Origin of the sequence: Achromobacter spanius (assembly GCF_002966795.1) — a bacterium.
Taxonomy (GTDB): domain Bacteria; phylum Pseudomonadota; class Gammaproteobacteria; order Burkholderiales; family Burkholderiaceae_B; genus Achromobacter; species Achromobacter spanius_D.
In genome coordinates this window covers 3802686-3819854 of sequence record NZ_CP023270.1, presented here as the reverse complement: position 1 = coordinate 3819854, position 17169 = coordinate 3802686, and the positions used below count along the sequence as shown (strand labels likewise).

Here is a 17169-nt window from a genome sequence, read left to right as displayed (position 1 = left end):
TCGGACCTCATTCATGAACCTTCTGCTTCTCAGCAATTCCAGCAGCGACGCCGGTTATCTGGTGCACGCCATGGCCGACATCCGCGAACTGATCGAAACCCTGCCGCAAGGCTCGTCGGCCGTGTTCGTGCCGTTTGCCGGGGTCACGCGCAATTGGGATGACTACACGGCGCTGGTTACGTCGGCGCTGGCGGACACGGGCCTGGCCATCCAGGGCCTGCACACCGCGCAGGATCCGGTCGCGGCGCTTGAGGGCGCGTCGGTCATCATCGTCGGCGGCGGCAACACGTTCAATTTGCTGGGGCAATTGCGCCGCCAGGGTCTGCTCGACGTCGTGGCGCGGCGCGTGCGCGAAGGCGCCGCCTACCTGGGCTGGAGCGCGGGTTCCAACCTGACGTGCCCCACCATCTGCACGACGAACGACATGCCCATCACGGATCCGCAGGGCTTTGACGCACTGGCGCTGCTGTCCTTCCAGATCAATCCGCACTACACCAACGCGCACCCTCCCGGCCACCGCGGCGAAACGCGCGCGCAGCGCCTCGCCGAGTTCTGCACGCTGAATCCGGCCATGCCGGTGCTGGGCCTGCCCGAAGGCGCAGGCCTGCGCGTGCGCGGCCACCAGATCGCGCTGGTCGGCCCGCACGATGCGCCGCTCTTCCTGGGCCGCGAAGAACCGCGCATGTTCCGTCCCGGCCCGGTGGAGATTCCGGCATGAAGCAGGTGATCGATGTCATCGAATTGCTGTCGTCCGCGCACGTCACGGGCGAGTCCGTGGCGCAGGTGTTGCGCGACGCCGGCAATTGCGAAGTTGAGGTTACGCATCTTGCGCGTGACGGATTGGCCACGGACTTCCTGTCCATCGTCATTCCCGGCGCGGATGATTCAGCCCCGCAATTGGGCATCGTGGGCCGCCTGGGCGGCATCGGCGCGCGCCCTGCGGTGACGGGCCTGGTGTCCGACAGCGACGGCGCGGTCGTGGCCATTGCAGCCGCGATGAAGCTGATGGCGATGGCGAAGCAGGGCGACGTGCTGCCCGGCACGGTCCGCATCCGCACCCACATCTGCCCGCGTGCCGGCACGCGCCCGCATCATCCGGTGCCGATGATGCGCTCGCCGTTCCCCATGCGCGAGATGATGTCGCACGAAGTGGATCCCCGCATGGACGCGATCCTGTCGGTGGACACGACGCGCGGCAACCGCCTGGTCAACAAGCGCGGCGTGGCGCTCACGCCCGTTGCCAAGCAGGGCTACCTGCTGCGCATCCCCGAGACCATGCTCGACGTCATGGGCTGGGTCAGCGGCGAACTGCCGGTGACGCTGCCCTTGACCACGCAGGACATCACGCCCTACGAAAACGGCCTGTGGCATGTGAACTCCCTGATGCAGCCGGCCATCGTCACGGACGCGCCGGTCGTCGGCGTGGCCTTGACGGCGCAGACCACCGTGCCGGGCTGCGCCACGGGCGTCACCAACGCCGTGGATGCCGACGTCGCCATGCGCTTCTGCATCGAGATCGCCAAGCTCTACGGGCAGCGCGCCATGACCTTCTTCGACGACGCCGAGTGGGGCGCACTGCAGGCCCGCTACGGTTCGATGGCGCACCTGCAGACCGTCGGCCGCGAAGACGGCGCCACGCAATGAGCGCCCATACATCGCGCCGCGTCGCGTTCTTCACCATCGGCCAATCGCCGCGCAGCGACGTGGTGCCCGAGATGGCGCCCGTGCTCGGCGCCCACGTGCGCATCGACGAGTTCGGCGCGCTCGACGGCCTGGATGCCGCCGCGCTGGCCGCACTGGCGCCGCGCCCAAGCGAGTACCGCTTTGCCACGCGCATGCGCGACGGTTCCCAGATCGAACTGGATGCCGCCGCTGCCGAGGCGCGTTTGGCCGACGTGATGCGCCAGGCGGACGGGCAGGGCTACGACATCCTGGTGCCGCTGTGCACCGGCACGGCCATCGCGCCCATGCGCACCCTTGTGGTGGAACCGCAGCAGGTCGTGGATCACCTCGTCGCGGGTCTGGCGCAGCATTGCCGCAAGGTCGGGCTGGTGGTTCCGCTGGAAGCGCAGGTCGATGCCTTTCACATGGTCGTCCCGCTGGAATGCGAAACGCAGGTCGTGCACGCCTCGCCCTATGAGGCCGACGCGCAGCAGGCGGCCCGCAACTTCGAAGCTGCCGGCCGCGAACTGGCGTCATGCGACCTGATCGTCATGCACTGCATGGGCTACGCGCAGCACATGCGCCAGATCGTGGCGCAGGCGTCGGGCCGCCCCGTGCTGCTGTCCAACTGCCTGGTGGCGCAGGCCCTGGCACAAATACTGGAATAACGCCGCCGGACGCAATCCCGAAGTTCCGGCCGCACAGGTTCGCGCGGCCGGTCCGGGCGAGCGGCGAGAGGAGACGAAGCCGACTTCGTCAATCAATCGTTGGGAGTTTTTTTTATGATCAGCCGTACCCTGCACCGCGCCGCTGGCGCTCTATTCGCCGTCGCCGCGCTGTCGGCCACTTCCGCGCATGCCGCCGACGCCTGGAAGCCTGCCAAACCCGTGCGCCTGCTCGTGGGCTTCGCGCCCGGCGGTTCCGCCGACACGCTGGCCCGCCTGCTGGCCGAGCCGCTGTCTGCGCGCCTGGGCCAACCGGTCGTCGTCGAGAACCTGGCCGGCGCCGGCGGCAATATCATGGCGTATCGCCTGAGCCAGGCGCCCGCCGACGGCTACACCATCGGCATCGCCGCGGCCGGTTCCATGGCCATCACCCACGTCCTGAATCCCAAGGGCACGAACTACAAGCCCGCCGACTTCACGCCCATCACGCTGGCCGCGGTGCAACCCAATGTTGTCATCGTGAACAAGGACGTGCCGGCCAACAATCTGGCCGAGCTGAAGGAGTATTTCCAGAAAACGCCGACGGCCACCTATGGCACGGCGGGCGTCGGCATCTCCAACCACCTGATCGCCGAGACCATGCTGTACAAGCTGGGCGTCAAGGTGCCGCACGCCGCCTACCGCGGCGCCGCGCCCGTGATCACCGACCTGCTCGGCGGCCACATCGCGATGACGATGGACAACATCTCGACCGCCGCGCCGTTGGCGTCGCAAGGCAAGGTCAAGGCGATTGCCGTGGCCTCGATCAAGCGCGCCGCGCAATTGCCCAACGTGCCCACGCTGGACGAGCAAGGCCTGAAGGGTTTTGACATGCCGACGTGGCAAGGCGTGTTCGCACCCGCTGGTGTCCCCGCCGACGTGCTGGCCGCGTATTACGCCGCGCTGCAGGACGTGCTGAAGCAGCCCGCGCTGATCGAGAAGATGGCCGGCCTGGGTTCGGAGCCCGTCACCGGCATGTCGCCCGAGAAGTTCAGCGAGTTTCTTGAAAACGACCGCAAGCAATGGGCGGACATCGTCAAGGCCGCGAATATCAGCCTGGAGCAGTAAGGCGCAGCGAGCGGCTTTGAGCCGCTGCAAAGCAAAACGCCAGACCCGAGAGGGCCTGGCGTTTTTTATGGCAGGGTCCGCGCCCCGAAATACACCGCCGCGTCAGACAGGCATGCGCGCCGCGATCTCGGCGATGAGGCGGCGCGCGGCGTCCAGCTTGTTGCCGGCAGGCAGCGGGTGCGTGCCTTGCGCGTCGAACAGCACCAGTTCGGTGGTGTCGGCGTCCATGACCTTGTGCGCCAGATTGCCGACCAACAACGGGATGCCCTTGCGCGTGCGCTTGGCTTCGGCGTGTTCGGCCAGTTTTTCGGTTTCGGCGGCAAAGCCCACGCACCAGGGGCCGTTCTCAAGCTTGGCCACTTCGGCCAGGATGTCCGGATTGGGTTCGAATTCCATGAGCGGCGCGCCGCCGCCTTCGCTGGTTTTCTTCAGCTTCTGCGTGCTCACGTTCTTGACGCGCCAATCCGCCACTGCGGCTACCGCGATGAAGATGTCCGCGTCGCCCACGCTGGCCATGACGGCGTCGTGCATCTGGCGCGCGGTGGTGACGGGCAGGGCAGTCACGCCGCGCGGAATGGGCAGGAATGTGGCGCCGGTGATCAGGGTGACACGGGCGCCGGCCTCGCGGGCAGCGCGGGCCAACGCATAGCCCGTCTTGCCGGAAGAGCGGTTGCTCAGCACGCGCACCGGATCCACGGGTTCGGACGTGGGCCCGGCGGTCAGCAGCACGTGGCGGCCGGCCAGCAGCTTGGGCTGGAAGAAGGCGATCAGGTCGGTCAGGATCTCGTGGGCTTCGAGCATGCGGCCATCGCCGGTTTCGCCGCAGGCCTGTTCGCCCGCTGACGGACCCAGTATGGTGACGCCATCGCCGCGGAGGGTTTCGACGTTGCGCTGCGTGGCCGGGTTGGCCCACATTTCGCGGTTCATGGCGGGCGCCACCAGCAGCGGACAGGCGCGGGCCACGCACAGCGTGGACAGCAGGTCGTCGGCCATGCCGTGCGCCACCTTGGCCATGAAGTCGGCGCTGGCGGGCGCGATCAGCACGGCGTCCGCGCCACGCGTCAGGTCGATGTGCGCCATGTTGTTGGGCACGCGCGCATCCCAGGCGTCGACGAACACGGGGCGGCCCGACAGTGCCTGCATGGTGACGGGCGTGATGAAGTGCGTGGCCGCCTCGGTCATCACCACGTCCACCGTGGCGCCTTGTTCGGTCATGCGCCGCACCAGCTCGGCGATTTTGTAGCAGGCGATGCCCCCGGTCATACCGAGGACGATGCGTTTGCGGGCGAGATCGAGCATGAGGACGGGGCGGCGGGTTAGTGCCGCGAAATCGTGGAAGTGAGAGGGATTTTATTCTGCATTGCCGCAATACGCCGTTCGTCATGCATTAGAGGGGGCATCAAACCGGACGAAAGCTGCGGAAAGCAGAAAGGGAAGGGGGGCGCAATGCCCCCCGTCTCGTCAGGCCTGCGGCTTGCGGGCACGGAGCAGTTCGTCCAGCACCAGCAGCACCGCGCCGCAGGTGATGCCGACGTCCGCCAGGTTGAAGGCGGGGAACTGCCAATCGTTCCAGTAGAAGAGCAGAAAGTCCACCACGTGGCCATACACCACGCGGTCGATGACGTTGCCGATGGCGCCGCCCAGGATGAGCGTGAGCGCCAGGCTGAAACGCGGCTGGCCGTGCGTGCGACGCAGCATCCATACGATGACCACCGCCGCTACGCAGCCCAGACCGGTGAACAGCCAGCGCTGCCAGCCTTCTTCGGACGCCAGGAAGCTGAACGCGGCGCCACGGTTGAATACCAGCGTGAAGTCAAAGAAGGGCAGGATGTTGACGCGCTCGCCGTACTGGAACGACGTGTTGAAGTAGACCTTCGTCAACTGGTCCAGCACGATGATCAGCAGAGCCAGCGCCAGCCAGCCGCCCACGCGCGCCGGTGCGGCGCGGGCGGGGGCGGCGTCCGTCACCCCGGGTGCGGAGGGGCGGACCATGTTCAAGCCTTGTCGCGGGCTTCGCCCGAGCCGAACAGGTTGGACACGCAGCGGCCGCAGATCTCGGGATGATCGGCGTCCTGGCCGACGTCAAGACGCCAGTGCCAGCAGCGTTCGCACTTCTTGTGGGCCGACGGCGTGACCTCGATGCGGGTCTCGCCTTCGCCCGCGTGCACGGCGGCGCGCGAGACGATCAGGACAAAGCGCAGGTCGTCGCCCAGGCTGGCCAGCAATTGCTGATCTTCGCCGTTGGCGTACAGGTCGACTTCGGCCTGTAGCGACGAACCGATGTCGCCCGCCGTGCGCACTTCTTCCAGTTTGCGCTGGACCTCGGCGCGGATGGCGCGCAGGCGCGTCCATTTGGCGGTCAGGGCATCGGCGTCCGCAAACGGCGGCAGCACGTGATAGACCTCGGTGAAGATCGTGGCGCGGGCCGCGTCGGCCTGGTTCTTCAGGGCGGAGCCAACCAGTTCCTTCCAGGCCTCTTCCGCCGTGAACGACAGGATGGGCGCCATCAGCTTGAGCAGCGTCTGCGTGATGTCCAGCAGGGCCGTCTGCGCCGAACGGCGGGCGCGGCTGCCCGGGGCCGACGTGTACAGGCGGTCTTTCAGGATGTCCAGGTAGAACGCACCCAGGTCTTCCGAGCAGAATGTCTGCAGGCGCGAGACGGCCGGATGGAAGTCGTAGCGTTCGTAGTTGGCCTGCACCTCGGACTGCATCTGCGCCGTCATGGCCAGCGCATAGCGGTCGATCTCGAAGAGGTCGCCGTAAGGCACCGATTGCGACACCGCGTCGAAGTCGGCCAGGTTGGCCAACAGGAAGCGCAGCGTGTTGCGGATGCGGCGATACCCTTCCACCACGCGCTTCAAGATTTCGTCCGAGATCGACAGCTCGCCGGAATAGTCGGTGGAGGCCACCCACAGGCGCAGAATTTCGGCGCCCAGGGAATCCGACACCTTCTGCGGGGCGATGACGTTGCCGACCGACTTGCTCATCTTGCGGCCCTGGCCGTCCACCACGAAGCCGTGCGTCAGCAAGGCCTTGTAGGGCGGCTGGCCGTACAGCATGCAGCCGGTCAGGAGCGACGAATGGAACCAGCCGCGATGCTGATCCGAGCCTTCCAGGTACAGGTCGGCGGGCCAGCCGAGTTCGGCGCCATGCGACCCGGCAAATTCGCCGTCCTTGCCACCCAGCACCGTGGCGTGTGTGCTGCCCGAATCGAACCACACGTCGAGCGTGTCGCGGTTCTTTTCGTACAGGTCGGCTTCGTCGCCGAGGAGTTCGCGGGGATCGAGCGCCTGCCAGGCCTCGATGCCGTTTTGTTCAACGCGCTGTGCCACCTGCTCAAGCAATTCAGCGGTGCGCGGATGCAGTTCGCCGGTTTCCTTGTGCACGAAGAACGCCATCGGAACGCCCCACTGGCGCTGGCGCGACAGGGTCCAGTCCGGACGGTTGGCGATCATGGCATGCAGACGGGCGCGGCCCCAGGCGGGGTAGAACGCCGTGGCTTCGATGCCGGCCAGCGCCGATTCGCGCAGCGTGGGGTTGCCGTCCTTGGGGGCGACATCCATGCCCGCGAACCATTGGCTGGTCGCGCGGTAGATGATCGGCGTCTTGTGGCGCCAGCAATGCATGTAGCTGTGCTTGTGCTTTTCGACGTGCATCAGCGCGCCGGCTTCCTTGAGCGCCTCGACGATCTTCGGGTTTGCGTCCCAGATCGACAGGCCGCCAAAGAGCGCCAGGCTGTCCACGTACTTGCCATCGCCCATGACCGGGCTGATGAAGTCGGTGTCCTTCATGCCGTGCTCTTTGCACGACACGAAGTCTTCGATACCGTAGGCCGGCGCCGAGTGCACCACGCCGGTGCCGGAGTCGGCCGTCACGTAGTCGCCCAGGTACACGGGCGCCTTGCGGTCGTAGGCAGCGTTGAACTGCGCCAGCGGATGGCGGAATTCGATGCCCGACAGGGCCTCGCCGGGCGCGGTGGCGATGACTTCGCCTTCGAGCTCCCAGGATTTCAGGCAGGCTTCGACGCGTTCCTTGGCGATGAGCAGCAGGGGGCCAAATTTGGGCTTGTCAGCGGAGGTGACCCGCACCAGCGCGTATTCGATCTCGGGATGGACGTTCAGCGCCTGGTTGGACGGGATGGTCCAGGGCGTGGTCGTCCAGATGACGATGGCGCCGTCGTCCACCGAATCCAGGCCGAAGGCCTTGGCCAGTTTGGCAGGTTCGGCGAACGGGAAGGCCACGTCCACGGCCGGATCCACGCGATCCGCGTATTCGACTTCAGCCTCGGCCAGCGCCGAGCCACAGTCGAAACACCAGTTCACCGGCTTCAGGCCGCGGAACACGTAACCCTTGTCCAGGATGCGGCCCAGCGCACGGATCTCGTCGGCCTCGTTGCTGTAGTTCATCGTCATGTACGGACGATCCCACTCGCCCAGGACGCCCAGGCGCTTGAAATCCTTGCGCTGGCGATCGATCTGCTCGAGGGCGTAGGCGCGGGCCTTGGACTGCACTTCCGCCACGGGCAGGTGCTTGCCGTACTTCTTTTCGATCTGGATCTCGATGGGCATGCCGTGGCAGTCCCAGCCGGGCACGTAGTGCGCGTCATAGCCAGCCATGTTGCGGCTCTTGACGATGATGTCCTTCAGGATCTTGTTGACCGCGTGGCCGATGTGGATGTCGCCGTTCGCATAGGGCGGGCCGTCATGCAGCACGAAGCGGGGCCGGCCGCGGCTGGCCGCACGGATCGCCTGGTAGACGTGGTTTTCCTCCCATTGCGCAATCCAGGCGGGCTCGCGCTTGGCGAGGTCGCCCCGCATGGGGAAGGGGGTATCGGGCAGGTTGAGGGTCTTTTTATAGTCCATGAACGGCAAAATAGGCGCGCGCGTTTCGCGCGTCTTCGGCGATGGCGGCAGTCAGGGAAGGGAGGTCAGGAAATTTTTCTTCGTCCCGCAGCTTTTGCAGGAATTCAACGCGTACGAGTTTACCGTAAGCGTTGACGGACTCGTCGAGCAGGTGTGACTCAAGTAGCACTCTGCCGCGGTCCTCGACCGTCGGGCGCACGCCCAGGCTCGCGACCGCCGGCAGCGCGCGGTCGGCCAATCCATGAACCTGCACCACGTAGATGCCCGAACGCGCGGCGCATCGTTCGGCCACGCGCAGGTTCATGGTGGGAAAACCCAGCGTGCGGCCAAGTTTCTGGCCGTGGATGACGTGGCCGCTGATATGGAAGGGGTGGCCCAGCAGATGGCGCGCACGCTCCAGGTCGCCCACCGCCAGCGCGGTGCGCACCTCGGAGCTGGAAATGCGATGGCCCTGGCGGTCCGTCACGTCCGCCAGCGTCTGGACCTCGAAGCCATGCACCATGCCGGCTTCGCGCAGCAGGTCGATATCGCCGCTGCGCTTGTGCCCGAAGCGGAAGTCTTCGCCCACGAGCAGCCATTTCGTCTGCAAACCCTGCACCAGCAGGTGTTCGATGAAGGCGTTGGCCGACATTTCAGCCAGCCGGGCATTGAACCGCTCGACCACGACCTGCGAAACGCCATAGCGCGCCAGCGCGGCAAGCTTGTCGCGCAGCCCCGAAATGCGGGTCGGCGCCAGTTCCGGGCGCTGGTTGAGAGTGGCGAAATACTCCCGCGGGTGCGGTTCGAAGGTCATCACGGCCGGCGTCAGCCCGCGTTCGCGGGCCACCTGGCAGACACGGGCAAGCATGGCCTGGTGCCCGCGATGGACGCCGTCGAAATTGCCGATCGTGAGCGCGCAGGGGGCGCGCCGGTCGGGCGGGGGCAGGGATCGGTAGATGCGCAGCGATGGTTTCACGAGCGAGAGTTTACAATTTTGGATTACGGGTTTGTTCTTATCCCGCCCGCGCGCCGGGTCATGGGGTTGGAACCGCCCGTTTTCCCTTGGAATTGTTCATCTTGCCGGAATCTTCTTCTATCAAGCGCCGCCTCGTCATCCTGATCTCGGGGCGGGGCAGCAATATGCAGGCGCTGGCCGAGGCCTGCCGCGACGAATGCTGGCCGGCGGAAATCGCCGCCGTCATCGCCAGCCGTCCCGATGCCGGCGGGCTCGAATGGGCTGCCGCCCAGGGTATCCCCACCGCCGCCCTGTATCACAAGGACTACGCCAGCCGCGAAGCCTTCGATACCGCGCTGGCCGCCGAAATCGACCGCTATGCGCCCGACTACGTCATCCTGGCCGGATTCATGCGCGTCCTGACGCCCGGCTTCGTCAATCATTACGCCGGCCGCCTGGTCAACATCCATCCGTCGCTGCTGCCCGCATTTCCCGGCCTGCACACGCATGCGCAAGCCCTGGCAACCGGCGTGCGCGTGCACGGCTGCACGGTGCATTTCGTCACCCCTGTGCTGGACCACGGACCCATCATCGCCCAGGGCTGCGTGCCGGTTCTGGCGGGGGACACCCCGGAGTTGCTGGCCGAGCGCGTGCTGGCCGTCGAGCATCAGGCCTTTCCGGCTGCAGTTCGCTGGCTCGCCGAAGGCCGGGTTACCCTGACAAACGATCACCGCGTGGCCGTCCAGGGCGACCCCGTGCGCCTTTTTTCCTGGTCGCCGGCCGCTTGAACGGCCCTGAAAAGCATTTTTCGGGCGGAACGCCTCCGCCCCATTGGAATACACCATGACTAAACCCCAATCCCCGCGTTCCCGTCCGGCCGGCTCCTTCGGTGGCGGCTCGGAAGGCCGCGACGGCCGGTCTTTCTTCTCGCGTCCCAAGGGCGACGCCCGCAAACCGGCGCCGCGTGACCGGGCCGAATCCGGCGACCGCGCGCGCGACGAACGCGCGGGCGATCGCGGCGGCTACGGCCAAGAGCGTGGCGAAAGCCGAGGCCGTCCCGACTCGCGCCCGTCGTTCGGCGGCCAGCGTGGCGAAGGCCGCGGCTCCTTTGGCCAGGATCGCGGCGAAAGCCGTGGCGGCGAACGCGGCTCGTACGGCCAGGATCGCCGCGAAGGGCAGGGACGCCCGGACTCCCGTTCGTCGTTCGGCGGCCAGCGCGGCGAGGGCCGCGGTTCCTATGGACAGGATCGCGGCGAAGGCCGTGGCGGCGAACGCGGTTCGTACGGCCAGGATCGCCGCGAAGGGCAGGGACGCCCCGATTCCCGCTCGTCGTTCGGTGGCCAGCGCGGCGAAGGCCGCGGTTCCTATGGACAGGATCGCGGCGGTGCCCGTGGCGGCGAACGCGCTTCGTACGGCCAGGATCGCCGAGAAGGGCAAGAACGCCCGGACTCCCGCTCGTCGTTCGGCGGCCAGCGCGGCGAAGCTCGCGGTTTTGGTCAGGATCGCGGCGAAGGCCGTGGCGGCGAGCGCGGCTCGTACGGCCAGGACCGGCGTGAAGGCCAGGGGCGCTCGGATTCCCGCTCTTCCTTCGGCGGCCAGCGCGGTGAGAGCCGTGGCTCATTTGGGCAGGATCGTGGCGAAAGCCGCGGCGAACGCGGTTCGTACGGCCAGGATCGCCGTGAAGGCCAGGGACGCTCGGACTCGCGCCCGTCGTTTGGCGGGCAACGCGGCGAAGGTCGCGGATCCTACGGCCAGGATCGCGGCGAAAGCCGTGGCGAACGTAATTCGTACGGCCAGGACCGTCGTGACGAGCACGGACGTTCGGATTCCCGTTCCTCCTTCGGCGGCCATCGCGGCGAGTCGCGTGGCGGCGAGCGCGATCATGCCCCGCAAAAGCCCCAGTCCAATCGACCCCGCCTGTCGCACGCGGCCATCCGCATCGACCAGGTGCAGCGCGTGCTGGGCGAAATCCTGCAATGGACCTATCCCGCAGACGCCGCGCTGTCGCACTGGCTGCGCCATCACCCGAACCTGGGCGCGCGCGACCGTTCCGAGGTCGCCGAGGCCGTCTATGACGTGCTGCGCCACCTGCGCCGCTACCGCCAGTACGGCGAAAGCGGTGTTGGTCCCGCCTCGCGCCGCCTCGCCATCCTGGGCCTGAATGCCACCCTGGGCGCCCAGTTCCTGCAGGAAGGCATGGACGCCGCCGAGGCCGAGTGGCTGCAACGCGTCACCCGTATCGACGTCGCCACCTTGCCCCGCGCCGTTCGCGGCAGCATCCCCGACTGGCTGGACGAGCGCCTGAGCGCCATGGACAGCCCGGAAACGCTGGTCGAGGCCCTGAACCGCCAGGCCAGCCTGGACCTGCGCGTGAACCCGCTCAAGGCCGAGCGCGACGCCATGCTGGCGGAATTGCAACAAGGCGCGGGCCGTTATGAGCCCACGGCGATGCCTTTTTCGCCCTGGGGCATACGCATGGAAGGCCGGCCCGCCATCAACCGGTGGCCCCAATTCGAAAACGGCAGCATCGAGGTCCAGGATGAAGGCAGCCAGCTGCTCGCGCTTCTGGTCGCCCCGCGCCGCGGCGAAATGATCATCGATTTCTGCGCGGGCGCGGGCGGCAAGACGCTGCTTCTGGGCGCCCTGATGCGTTCGACCGGCCGGCTGTACGCCTTCGACGTCTCGGCGGCCCGCCTGGCGCGCGCCAAGCCCCGTTTTGCGCGCAGCGGCCTCTCGAACGTGGTGCCCGTGGTGATCGACAACGAAAACGACGCCCGCGTGAAGCGCCTGGCCGGCAAAGCCCAGCGCGTGCTGGTTGATGCACCGTGCAGCGGCATCGGCACCCTGCGCCGCAATCCGGACCTGAAATGGCGCCAGCACCCCGAAGCGCTTGCGGAACTGGGTCAGCTCCAGGAACGCATCCTGAACAGCGCCGCCCGCTGCGTCGCACCCGGCGGCCGACTGGTTTACGCCACGTGCAGCCTGCTGGCCGAAGAAAACGAGGTCCAGGCAGAGCGCTTTTTGGCCAGCCACCCCGATTTTGAACGCGTGGACGCCGCCGAAATCCTGGGCGCCCGCTGCGAGGCCCTGAAGCTGGAAGGCCCGTACGTGCAATTGCGTCCGGACCTGCACGGCACCGATGGCTTCTTTGCCGCCGTCTTCGAGCGCAAGAAGAAGGGCGCTGGCACGGATGCCGCCGAGGCTGCTGAAACCGACCTCGCCGACGAGGACGGCCGGGTCGACGCGGCCGACGGCGCTGAAGCCGACGCCGACGTTCAAGCCGAAGCTCAAACCGTCACGGCCGAGGAGGCCGCCGTCGAGGGAGCCGAAGTGAAAACGCCTGACGTCAAGGAAACCGAGGTCAAGGAGCCGGTGTAACTCCCACCGTCGCGCTGTAGCGGCGGGTTCCGATGGTCTTGTTCTGGTACTTCACTTCCCAGGACAGCGTATCGGAACCCGGCTGGTCGGCCTGGTAGACCACCTGCGCCACGGGCACCGCTTTGTACGCGCATCGCCCGGAATTATTGGACTGCCCGCGCGTCTGCAGGATGCTGGCCTTGCCCAGCGTCGGCATCTGCGTAATCGACACGCGCGGCGCCCGTAGCGCCAGGCAATCCGAACCTCGGATCTCGTAGTAGGAAGCCAGCACGGCAACGTCCCCGGACTTTAACGTTTGCGCCAAAGTTGGGGCCGATATCGCCATGCCGAGCACGGCCAGGGCAGTTAAAAAGCGGTGACGCATGGTGTTGGGCGGCATTCGTGGGAGAAATGAGACAGTTGGCGGGCGAAACGGGGTGCAGTGTGCCCCGGTATCGTGGCGCCTTCAAGACCGCGGGTTTGCCTGACTGGAACTTTAAACGCCAAATAGTGCCAAAACCCGGTGCGACTGCGAAATTCATGCTGTCTCCCTGTGGGCAAAGCCGCCGCAGCAGCACAAGTAAAGGCTCTGCGCGCGCCCAAAGCGCGTCGGGCGCGGCTTTTTGGCTCAAAACCGCCGCTTAGTCCTTGATTTCTCTCAATAACTATTTTGAAACTAGATTGTCATCAGACGGCTAAGGTACGCTAAACTTTCAGCCACCTTCTCATGCGAGGCTCATAACAGCTTTATGGATTACATCCTCTCCTTCATTGCCGGCGGCCTGACCCAAGCGACTTGGTGGCAGATCGTCGTTTTCACTTTGGTCGTGACGCACATCACGATTGTTGCGGTCACGGTTTTTCTCCATCGCAGCCAAGCGCACCGCGGTCTGGATTTGCATCCGGCTGTCATGCACTTCTTCCGCTTCTGGCTCTGGATGACGACCGGTATGGTCACCAAGGAATGGGTGGCTATTCACCGTAAGCATCACGCCAAATGCGAAAAGGAAGGTGACCCGCACTCGCCCATGCTGTTCGGCATCTGGAAGGTTCTGTTCCGCGGCGCCGAGCTGTACCGCGAAGAATCGAACAACAAGGAAACCATGGCCAAGTTCGGCCACGGCACGCCTGACGACTGGCTCGAACGCAATGTCTACAGCAAGCACAGCCTGTGGGGCGTGCTGGCCATGCTCGCCATCGACGTCGCCCTGTTTGGCGCCGTCGGCGTCACGGTCTGGGCTGTCCAGATGGCCTGGATTCCCTTCTGGGCCGCCGGCGTCGTCAACGGCATCGGCCACTTCTGGGGCTATCGCAACTACAACAGCCCGGACACCAGCACCAACGTGTTCCCGTGGGGCATCGTGATTGGCGGTGAAGAGCTGCACAACAACCACCACGCCCACGGCACGTCGGCCAAGTTTTCGGCCAAGTGGTACGAGTTCGACATCGGCTGGTGCTACATCAACATCCTGAAGTTCTTTGGCCTGGCCAAGATCAAGAAGGTTGCGCCCAAGCTCAAGCTGGACGACTCCCGCACGGGCATCGACCTGCGCACGCTGCAAGGCGTGATCACGCACCGCTACGAAGTCATGGCCCGCTATGCGGACGTGATCAAGGGCGCTGCCCGCGAAGAACTGGCCAAGCTCAAGGCCTCGCGCCAGGAAGGCAACGCCGAATGCGGCTACACCAAGCTGCACAGCGTGCGCCGTGCCATCCATCGCAACGAAGAAATCCTGCAGCCCGAGCAACTGGCTGCCGTGGACAAGGCCATCGCCCAGCACCAGTCGCTGTCGACGCTGGTGCAGATGCGCCGCGAACTCGGCCGCATCTGGGAAAGCTCCAGCGCCAGCAGCGAACAGCTTCTTCACGACCTGCAGGCCTGGTGCCAGCGGGCCCAGCAAAGCGGCATCGCTGGGCTTGAGCAGTTCGCTCAACATCTGCGCCGCTACGCGGCATGATGCTAGAGAAGCTAAACCCTGAACAACGCGCCGCAGTAACGTTAGAACCGCAGCACGCCCTGGTCTTGGCCGGGGCGGGCAGCGGGAAGACCCGGGTGCTCACCACCCGCATGGCCTGGCTGATTCAAACCGGCCAGGCTTCGCCTTTTGGGCTGCTGGCGGTCACGTTCACGAACAAGGCCGCCCGCGAAATGCTGGCGCGCATGTCGGCGATCCTGCCGATCGATACGCGCGGCCTCTGGATCGGCACGTTCCACGGCCTGTGCAACCGCATGCTGCGCGCGCATCACCGCGACGCCGGTCTGCCGCAGAGCTTTCAGATTCTCGACGTCACGGACCAGCTTGCGGCCATCAAGCGCCTCATGAAGGCCAACGGCGTCGACGACGAAAAGTACCCGCCCCGCGACGTGCAGCGCTTCATCAATGGCGCCAAGGAAGAGGGCCTGCGTCCCCCTGACGTCGAAGCCTACGACGCCCATCGCCGCCGCCTGATCGAGATCTACCAGCTCTACGAAGCCCAGTGCCAGCGCGAAGGCGTGGTCGATTTCGCCGAGCTGCTGCTGCGCGCCTACGAACTGCTGTCGCGCAACGCGCCCGTGCGCGAACACTATCAGCGCCGCTTCCGGCATATCCTGGTCGACGAGTTCCAGGACACCAACACGCTGCAGTACAAGTGGCTGCGCCTGTTGGCCGGCGGTGGCGCGGCCATCTTTGCCGTAGGCGACGACGACCAGTCCATCTATGCGTTCCGCGGCGCCAACGTCGGCAACATGGCCGACTTCGAGCGCGACTACGCGCACGGCACCGTCATCCGCCTGGAGCAGAACTACCGCTCCTTCGGTCATATCCTGGATTCGGCCAACGCCCTTATCGGCCACAACTCGGGCCGGCTGGGCAAGAATCTCTGGACCGATCAGGGCGAAGGCGAGCCGGTGCGCGTCATCGAGCAGCCCTCCGACGGCATGGAAGCCCAATGGATCGTGGACGAAATCCGTTCGCTCATCCACGAAGGCAGCGACCGCCGTGAAATCGCCGTCCTGTATCGCAGCAACGCGCAGTCGCGCGTCATCGAGCACGCCATCTTTTCCGCCGGTATTCCGTACAAGGTTTACGGGGGCCTGCGCTTCTTCGAACGCCAGGAAATCAAGCACGCGCTTGCCTACCTGCGTCTGATGGCCAATCCGCACGACGACACCTCGTGGATGCGGGTCGTCAACTTCCCGACGCGTGGCATCGGGGCGCGCACGCTCGAGCAGTTGGCCGACGCCGCGCGCCAGCACGACACCAGCCTGTATGGCGCGGTGGCGCTGGTCGGTGGCAAGGGCGGCTCGAATCTGGCCCAGTTTGCACAACTGATCCATCGCCTGATTGAAGAAACGCGTGAGCTGCCGCTGCCTGAAATGGTCGAGCACATGCTCGAGACCAGCGGCCTGAACGCCCATTACAAGGCCGAGCGCGAAGGCGCCGAGCGGCTGGAAAACCTGAACGAACTGATCACCGCCGCGGCGGTGTTCGCGTCCGAGGAAAACTACGACGGCATGCCCGCCGGCGTGGTGCCCGACCACGACACGTCGTCCACGCTCATGCCGGGCGTGGTGGACGCGCCGCCGGTCGCGGGCGACAACCTGACGCCGGTTGCCGCGTTTCTATCGCATGCGGCGCTTGAGGCCGGCGACAACCAGGCCCAGCAAGGGCAGGACGCCGTCCAGCTCATGACGGTGCATGCCGCCAAGGGTCTGGAGTTCGACGCCGTGTTCATCACCGGTCTGGAGGAAGGGTTGTTCCCGCACGAGAACAGCATTCTCGAGCCCGCCGGCCTGGAAGAAGAACGCCGCCTGATGTATGTGGCGATCACCCGTGCACGCCAGCGCCTGTACATCAGCCTGGCGCAAAGCCGGATGCTGCATGGCCAGACGCGCTATGCGATGCGCTCGCGCTTCCTGGACGAAATTCCCGAGCAGCACCTGAAGTGGCTGACGCCCAAAGCCGGCTTGGCGCCGCTCAGCGCCACGGGCGCGGGCTGGGGCGGCGGCAACCGGGGCGATGCCTTCGGCCGCAAGCCGACCAACACCATTGCGCCGCGTCAACCCCGCGGCGTCGCTTCCGGCGTCACGGTGGGCGACAAGCAGTATCGTGTGGGTCAGGGCGTCCGTCATGCGCGTTTCGGCGACGGCACCATCATCGGTCTGAGCGGCGCGGGTCAGGACGCACAGGCGGAAATCCACTTCCGCGACGTAGGCGCCAAGACGTTGGCGCTGGGCATCGCCAAGCTCGACATTGTTCAGGGTTGACTACATATGGCCACCAACGATTCCCCCAAAGCCGAGCTGGCGTCCCTGCGCGCCGAAGTCGACGAGATCGATCAGCAGATCATGCTGCTGCTGGGTGTGCGATTCCGGTGCACCGACATGATCGGCGAACTGAAGACCAACCACGGCATGGACCTGGTCGATCCCAGGCGCGAGGCCCAGCAGGTCGAGCGCATCCGCCGCCTGGCGCTGGAAGCGGGCGTGCCGCCCGACCTGGCTGAAACCATCCTGCGCGAAGTGATCGACACGGTGATCGACAACCATACCCGCCTGCGCGAGCGTCCGTACTCGTAATCGCAGCCGCGCGACCCAGGC

At 66.1% G+C, this 17169-nt stretch carries 15 protein-coding genes; 9 read left to right on the top strand and 6 right to left on the bottom strand.

The window, feature by feature from the left end:
• The first annotated feature begins 13 nt into the window (after nt 1-13).
• The 4 genes from pepE (at nt 14) to CLM73_RS17135 (ending at nt 3434) form a co-directional block, all read left to right on the top strand.
• Nucleotides 14-718 (top strand): dipeptidase PepE, encoded by a 705-nt coding sequence (gene pepE / locus CLM73_RS17150; RefSeq protein WP_105239454.1) that lies wholly within the window; start codon nt 14-16, stop codon nt 716-718.
• Nucleotides 715-1644: a DUF1177 domain-containing protein gene (locus CLM73_RS17145; protein ID WP_105239453.1), complete on the top strand. Its 930-nt coding sequence runs from the start codon at nt 715-717 to the stop codon at nt 1642-1644. The genes pepE and CLM73_RS17145 overlap by 4 nt, the downstream gene beginning before the upstream one ends.
• Nucleotides 1641-2330 (top strand): AroM family protein, encoded by a 690-nt coding sequence (locus CLM73_RS17140; protein WP_105239452.1) that lies wholly within the window; start codon nt 1641-1643, stop codon nt 2328-2330. Before CLM73_RS17145 ends, CLM73_RS17140 begins: the two co-directional genes overlap by 4 nt.
• Before the next feature lie 114 nt (nt 2331-2444).
• On the top strand, nt 2445-3434 hold the full coding sequence (locus CLM73_RS17135) for a Bug family tripartite tricarboxylate transporter substrate binding protein (RefSeq protein ID WP_105239451.1): 990 nt from the start codon (nt 2445-2447) through the stop codon (nt 3432-3434).
• Nucleotides 3435-3536: 102 nt separating this feature from the next.
• Here the strand turns inward: CLM73_RS17135 and coaBC are convergent, their stop codons facing one another.
• The 4 genes from coaBC to CLM73_RS17115 form a co-directional block, all read right to left on the bottom strand.
• Nucleotides 3537-4733, bottom strand: a complete 1197-nt coding sequence (coaBC, locus tag CLM73_RS17130; RefSeq protein WP_105239450.1) for a bifunctional phosphopantothenoylcysteine decarboxylase/phosphopantothenate--cysteine ligase CoaBC — start codon at nt 4731-4733, stop codon at nt 3537-3539.
• A 162-nt stretch (nt 4734-4895) separates the two neighbouring features.
• The gene (lspA, locus tag CLM73_RS17125; RefSeq protein WP_105239449.1) at nt 4896-5426 is read right to left on the bottom strand and encodes a signal peptidase II; all 531 of its coding nucleotides are present in this window, start codon (nt 5424-5426) and stop codon (nt 4896-4898) included.
• A 2-nt stretch (nt 5427-5428) separates the two neighbouring features.
• The gene (gene ileS / locus CLM73_RS17120; protein ID WP_105239448.1) at nt 5429-8296 is read right to left on the bottom strand and encodes an isoleucine--tRNA ligase; all 2868 of its coding nucleotides are present in this window, start codon (nt 8294-8296) and stop codon (nt 5429-5431) included.
• A complete protein-coding gene (locus tag CLM73_RS17115; RefSeq protein ID WP_105239447.1) occupies nt 8286-9251 on the bottom strand; it encodes a bifunctional riboflavin kinase/FAD synthetase in 966 nt (321 codons plus the stop codon). The genes ileS and CLM73_RS17115 overlap by 11 nt, the downstream gene beginning before the upstream one ends.
• Nucleotides 9252-9352: 101 nt before the next feature.
• Between CLM73_RS17115 and purN the strand changes: the two genes are divergently transcribed.
• Both purN and CLM73_RS17105 read left to right on the top strand, forming a co-directional pair.
• The gene (purN, locus tag CLM73_RS17110) at nt 9353-10018 is read left to right on the top strand and encodes a phosphoribosylglycinamide formyltransferase (protein WP_105241581.1); all 666 of its coding nucleotides are present in this window, start codon (nt 9353-9355) and stop codon (nt 10016-10018) included.
• Between the two features lie 1168 nt (nt 10019-11186).
• A complete protein-coding gene (locus CLM73_RS17105; RefSeq protein WP_325048268.1) occupies nt 11187-12608 on the top strand; it encodes an RsmB/NOP family class I SAM-dependent RNA methyltransferase in 1422 nt (473 codons plus the stop codon).
• Here the strand turns inward: CLM73_RS17105 and CLM73_RS17100 are convergent.
• Together CLM73_RS17100 and CLM73_RS29415 are read right to left on the bottom strand one after the other, a co-directional pair.
• Entirely contained in the window at nt 12592-12879 is a 288-nt protein-coding gene (locus tag CLM73_RS17100; protein ID WP_234015657.1) for a hypothetical protein, read from the bottom strand. The two genes, CLM73_RS17105 and CLM73_RS17100, sit on opposite strands and share 17 nt — an antisense overlap.
• Nucleotides 12880-13312: 433 nt before the next feature.
• On the bottom strand, nt 13313-13489 hold the full coding sequence (locus tag CLM73_RS29415; protein ID WP_400524621.1) for a hypothetical protein: 177 nt from the start codon (nt 13487-13489) through the stop codon (nt 13313-13315).
• Between CLM73_RS29415 and CLM73_RS17095 the strand changes: the two genes are divergently transcribed.
• The 3 genes from CLM73_RS17095 to CLM73_RS17085 are packed head-to-tail and all read left to right on the top strand — an operon-like array spanning nt 13409 to nt 17148.
• Entirely contained in the window at nt 13409-14545 is a 1137-nt protein-coding gene (locus CLM73_RS17095) for a fatty acid desaturase (RefSeq protein ID WP_418904955.1), read from the top strand. The genes CLM73_RS29415 and CLM73_RS17095 overlap by 81 nt on opposite strands.
• Nucleotides 14542-16836: a UvrD-helicase domain-containing protein gene (locus CLM73_RS17090; RefSeq protein ID WP_105239444.1), complete on the top strand. Its 2295-nt coding sequence runs from the start codon at nt 14542-14544 to the stop codon at nt 16834-16836. The genes CLM73_RS17095 and CLM73_RS17090 overlap by 4 nt, the downstream gene beginning before the upstream one ends.
• Nucleotides 16837-16842: 6 nt before the next feature.
• Nucleotides 16843-17148 carry a chorismate mutase gene (locus tag CLM73_RS17085; protein WP_105239443.1) on the top strand — a complete coding sequence of 102 codons (306 nt, stop codon included), beginning with the start codon at nt 16843-16845 and terminating at the stop codon, nt 17146-17148.
• Nucleotides 17149-17169 lie beyond the last annotated feature (21 nt).

Bases quoted from the DNA above. Each gene is read 5' to 3' on its own strand.
- CLM73_RS17135 (WP_105239451.1), top strand. From the start codon at position 2,445: ATGATCAGCCGTACCCTGCACCGCGCCGCTGGCGCTCTATTCGCCGTC.
- CLM73_RS17090 (WP_105239444.1), top strand. From the start codon at position 14,542: ATGATGCTAGAGAAGCTAAACCCTGAACAACGCGCCGCAGTAACGTTA.
- ileS (WP_105239448.1), bottom strand. From the start codon at position 8,296: ATGGACTATAAAAAGACCCTCAACCTGCCCGATACCCCCTTCCCCATG.
- CLM73_RS29415 (WP_400524621.1), bottom strand. From the start codon at position 13,489: ATGCAAATCCAGACCGCGGTGCGCTTGGCTGCGATGGAGAAAAACCGT.
- CLM73_RS17145 (WP_105239453.1), top strand. From the start codon at position 715: ATGAAGCAGGTGATCGATGTCATCGAATTGCTGTCGTCCGCGCACGTC.
- CLM73_RS17085 (WP_105239443.1), top strand. From the start codon at position 16,843: ATGGCCACCAACGATTCCCCCAAAGCCGAGCTGGCGTCCCTGCGCGCC.
- coaBC (WP_105239450.1), bottom strand. From the start codon at position 4,733: ATGCTCGATCTCGCCCGCAAACGCATCGTCCTCGGTATGACCGGGGGC.
- pepE (WP_105239454.1), top strand. From the start codon at position 14: ATGAACCTTCTGCTTCTCAGCAATTCCAGCAGCGACGCCGGTTATCTG.
- lspA (WP_105239449.1), bottom strand. From the start codon at position 5,426: ATGGTCCGCCCCTCCGCACCCGGGGTGACGGACGCCGCCCCCGCCCGC.
- CLM73_RS17140 (WP_105239452.1), top strand. From the start codon at position 1,641: ATGAGCGCCCATACATCGCGCCGCGTCGCGTTCTTCACCATCGGCCAA.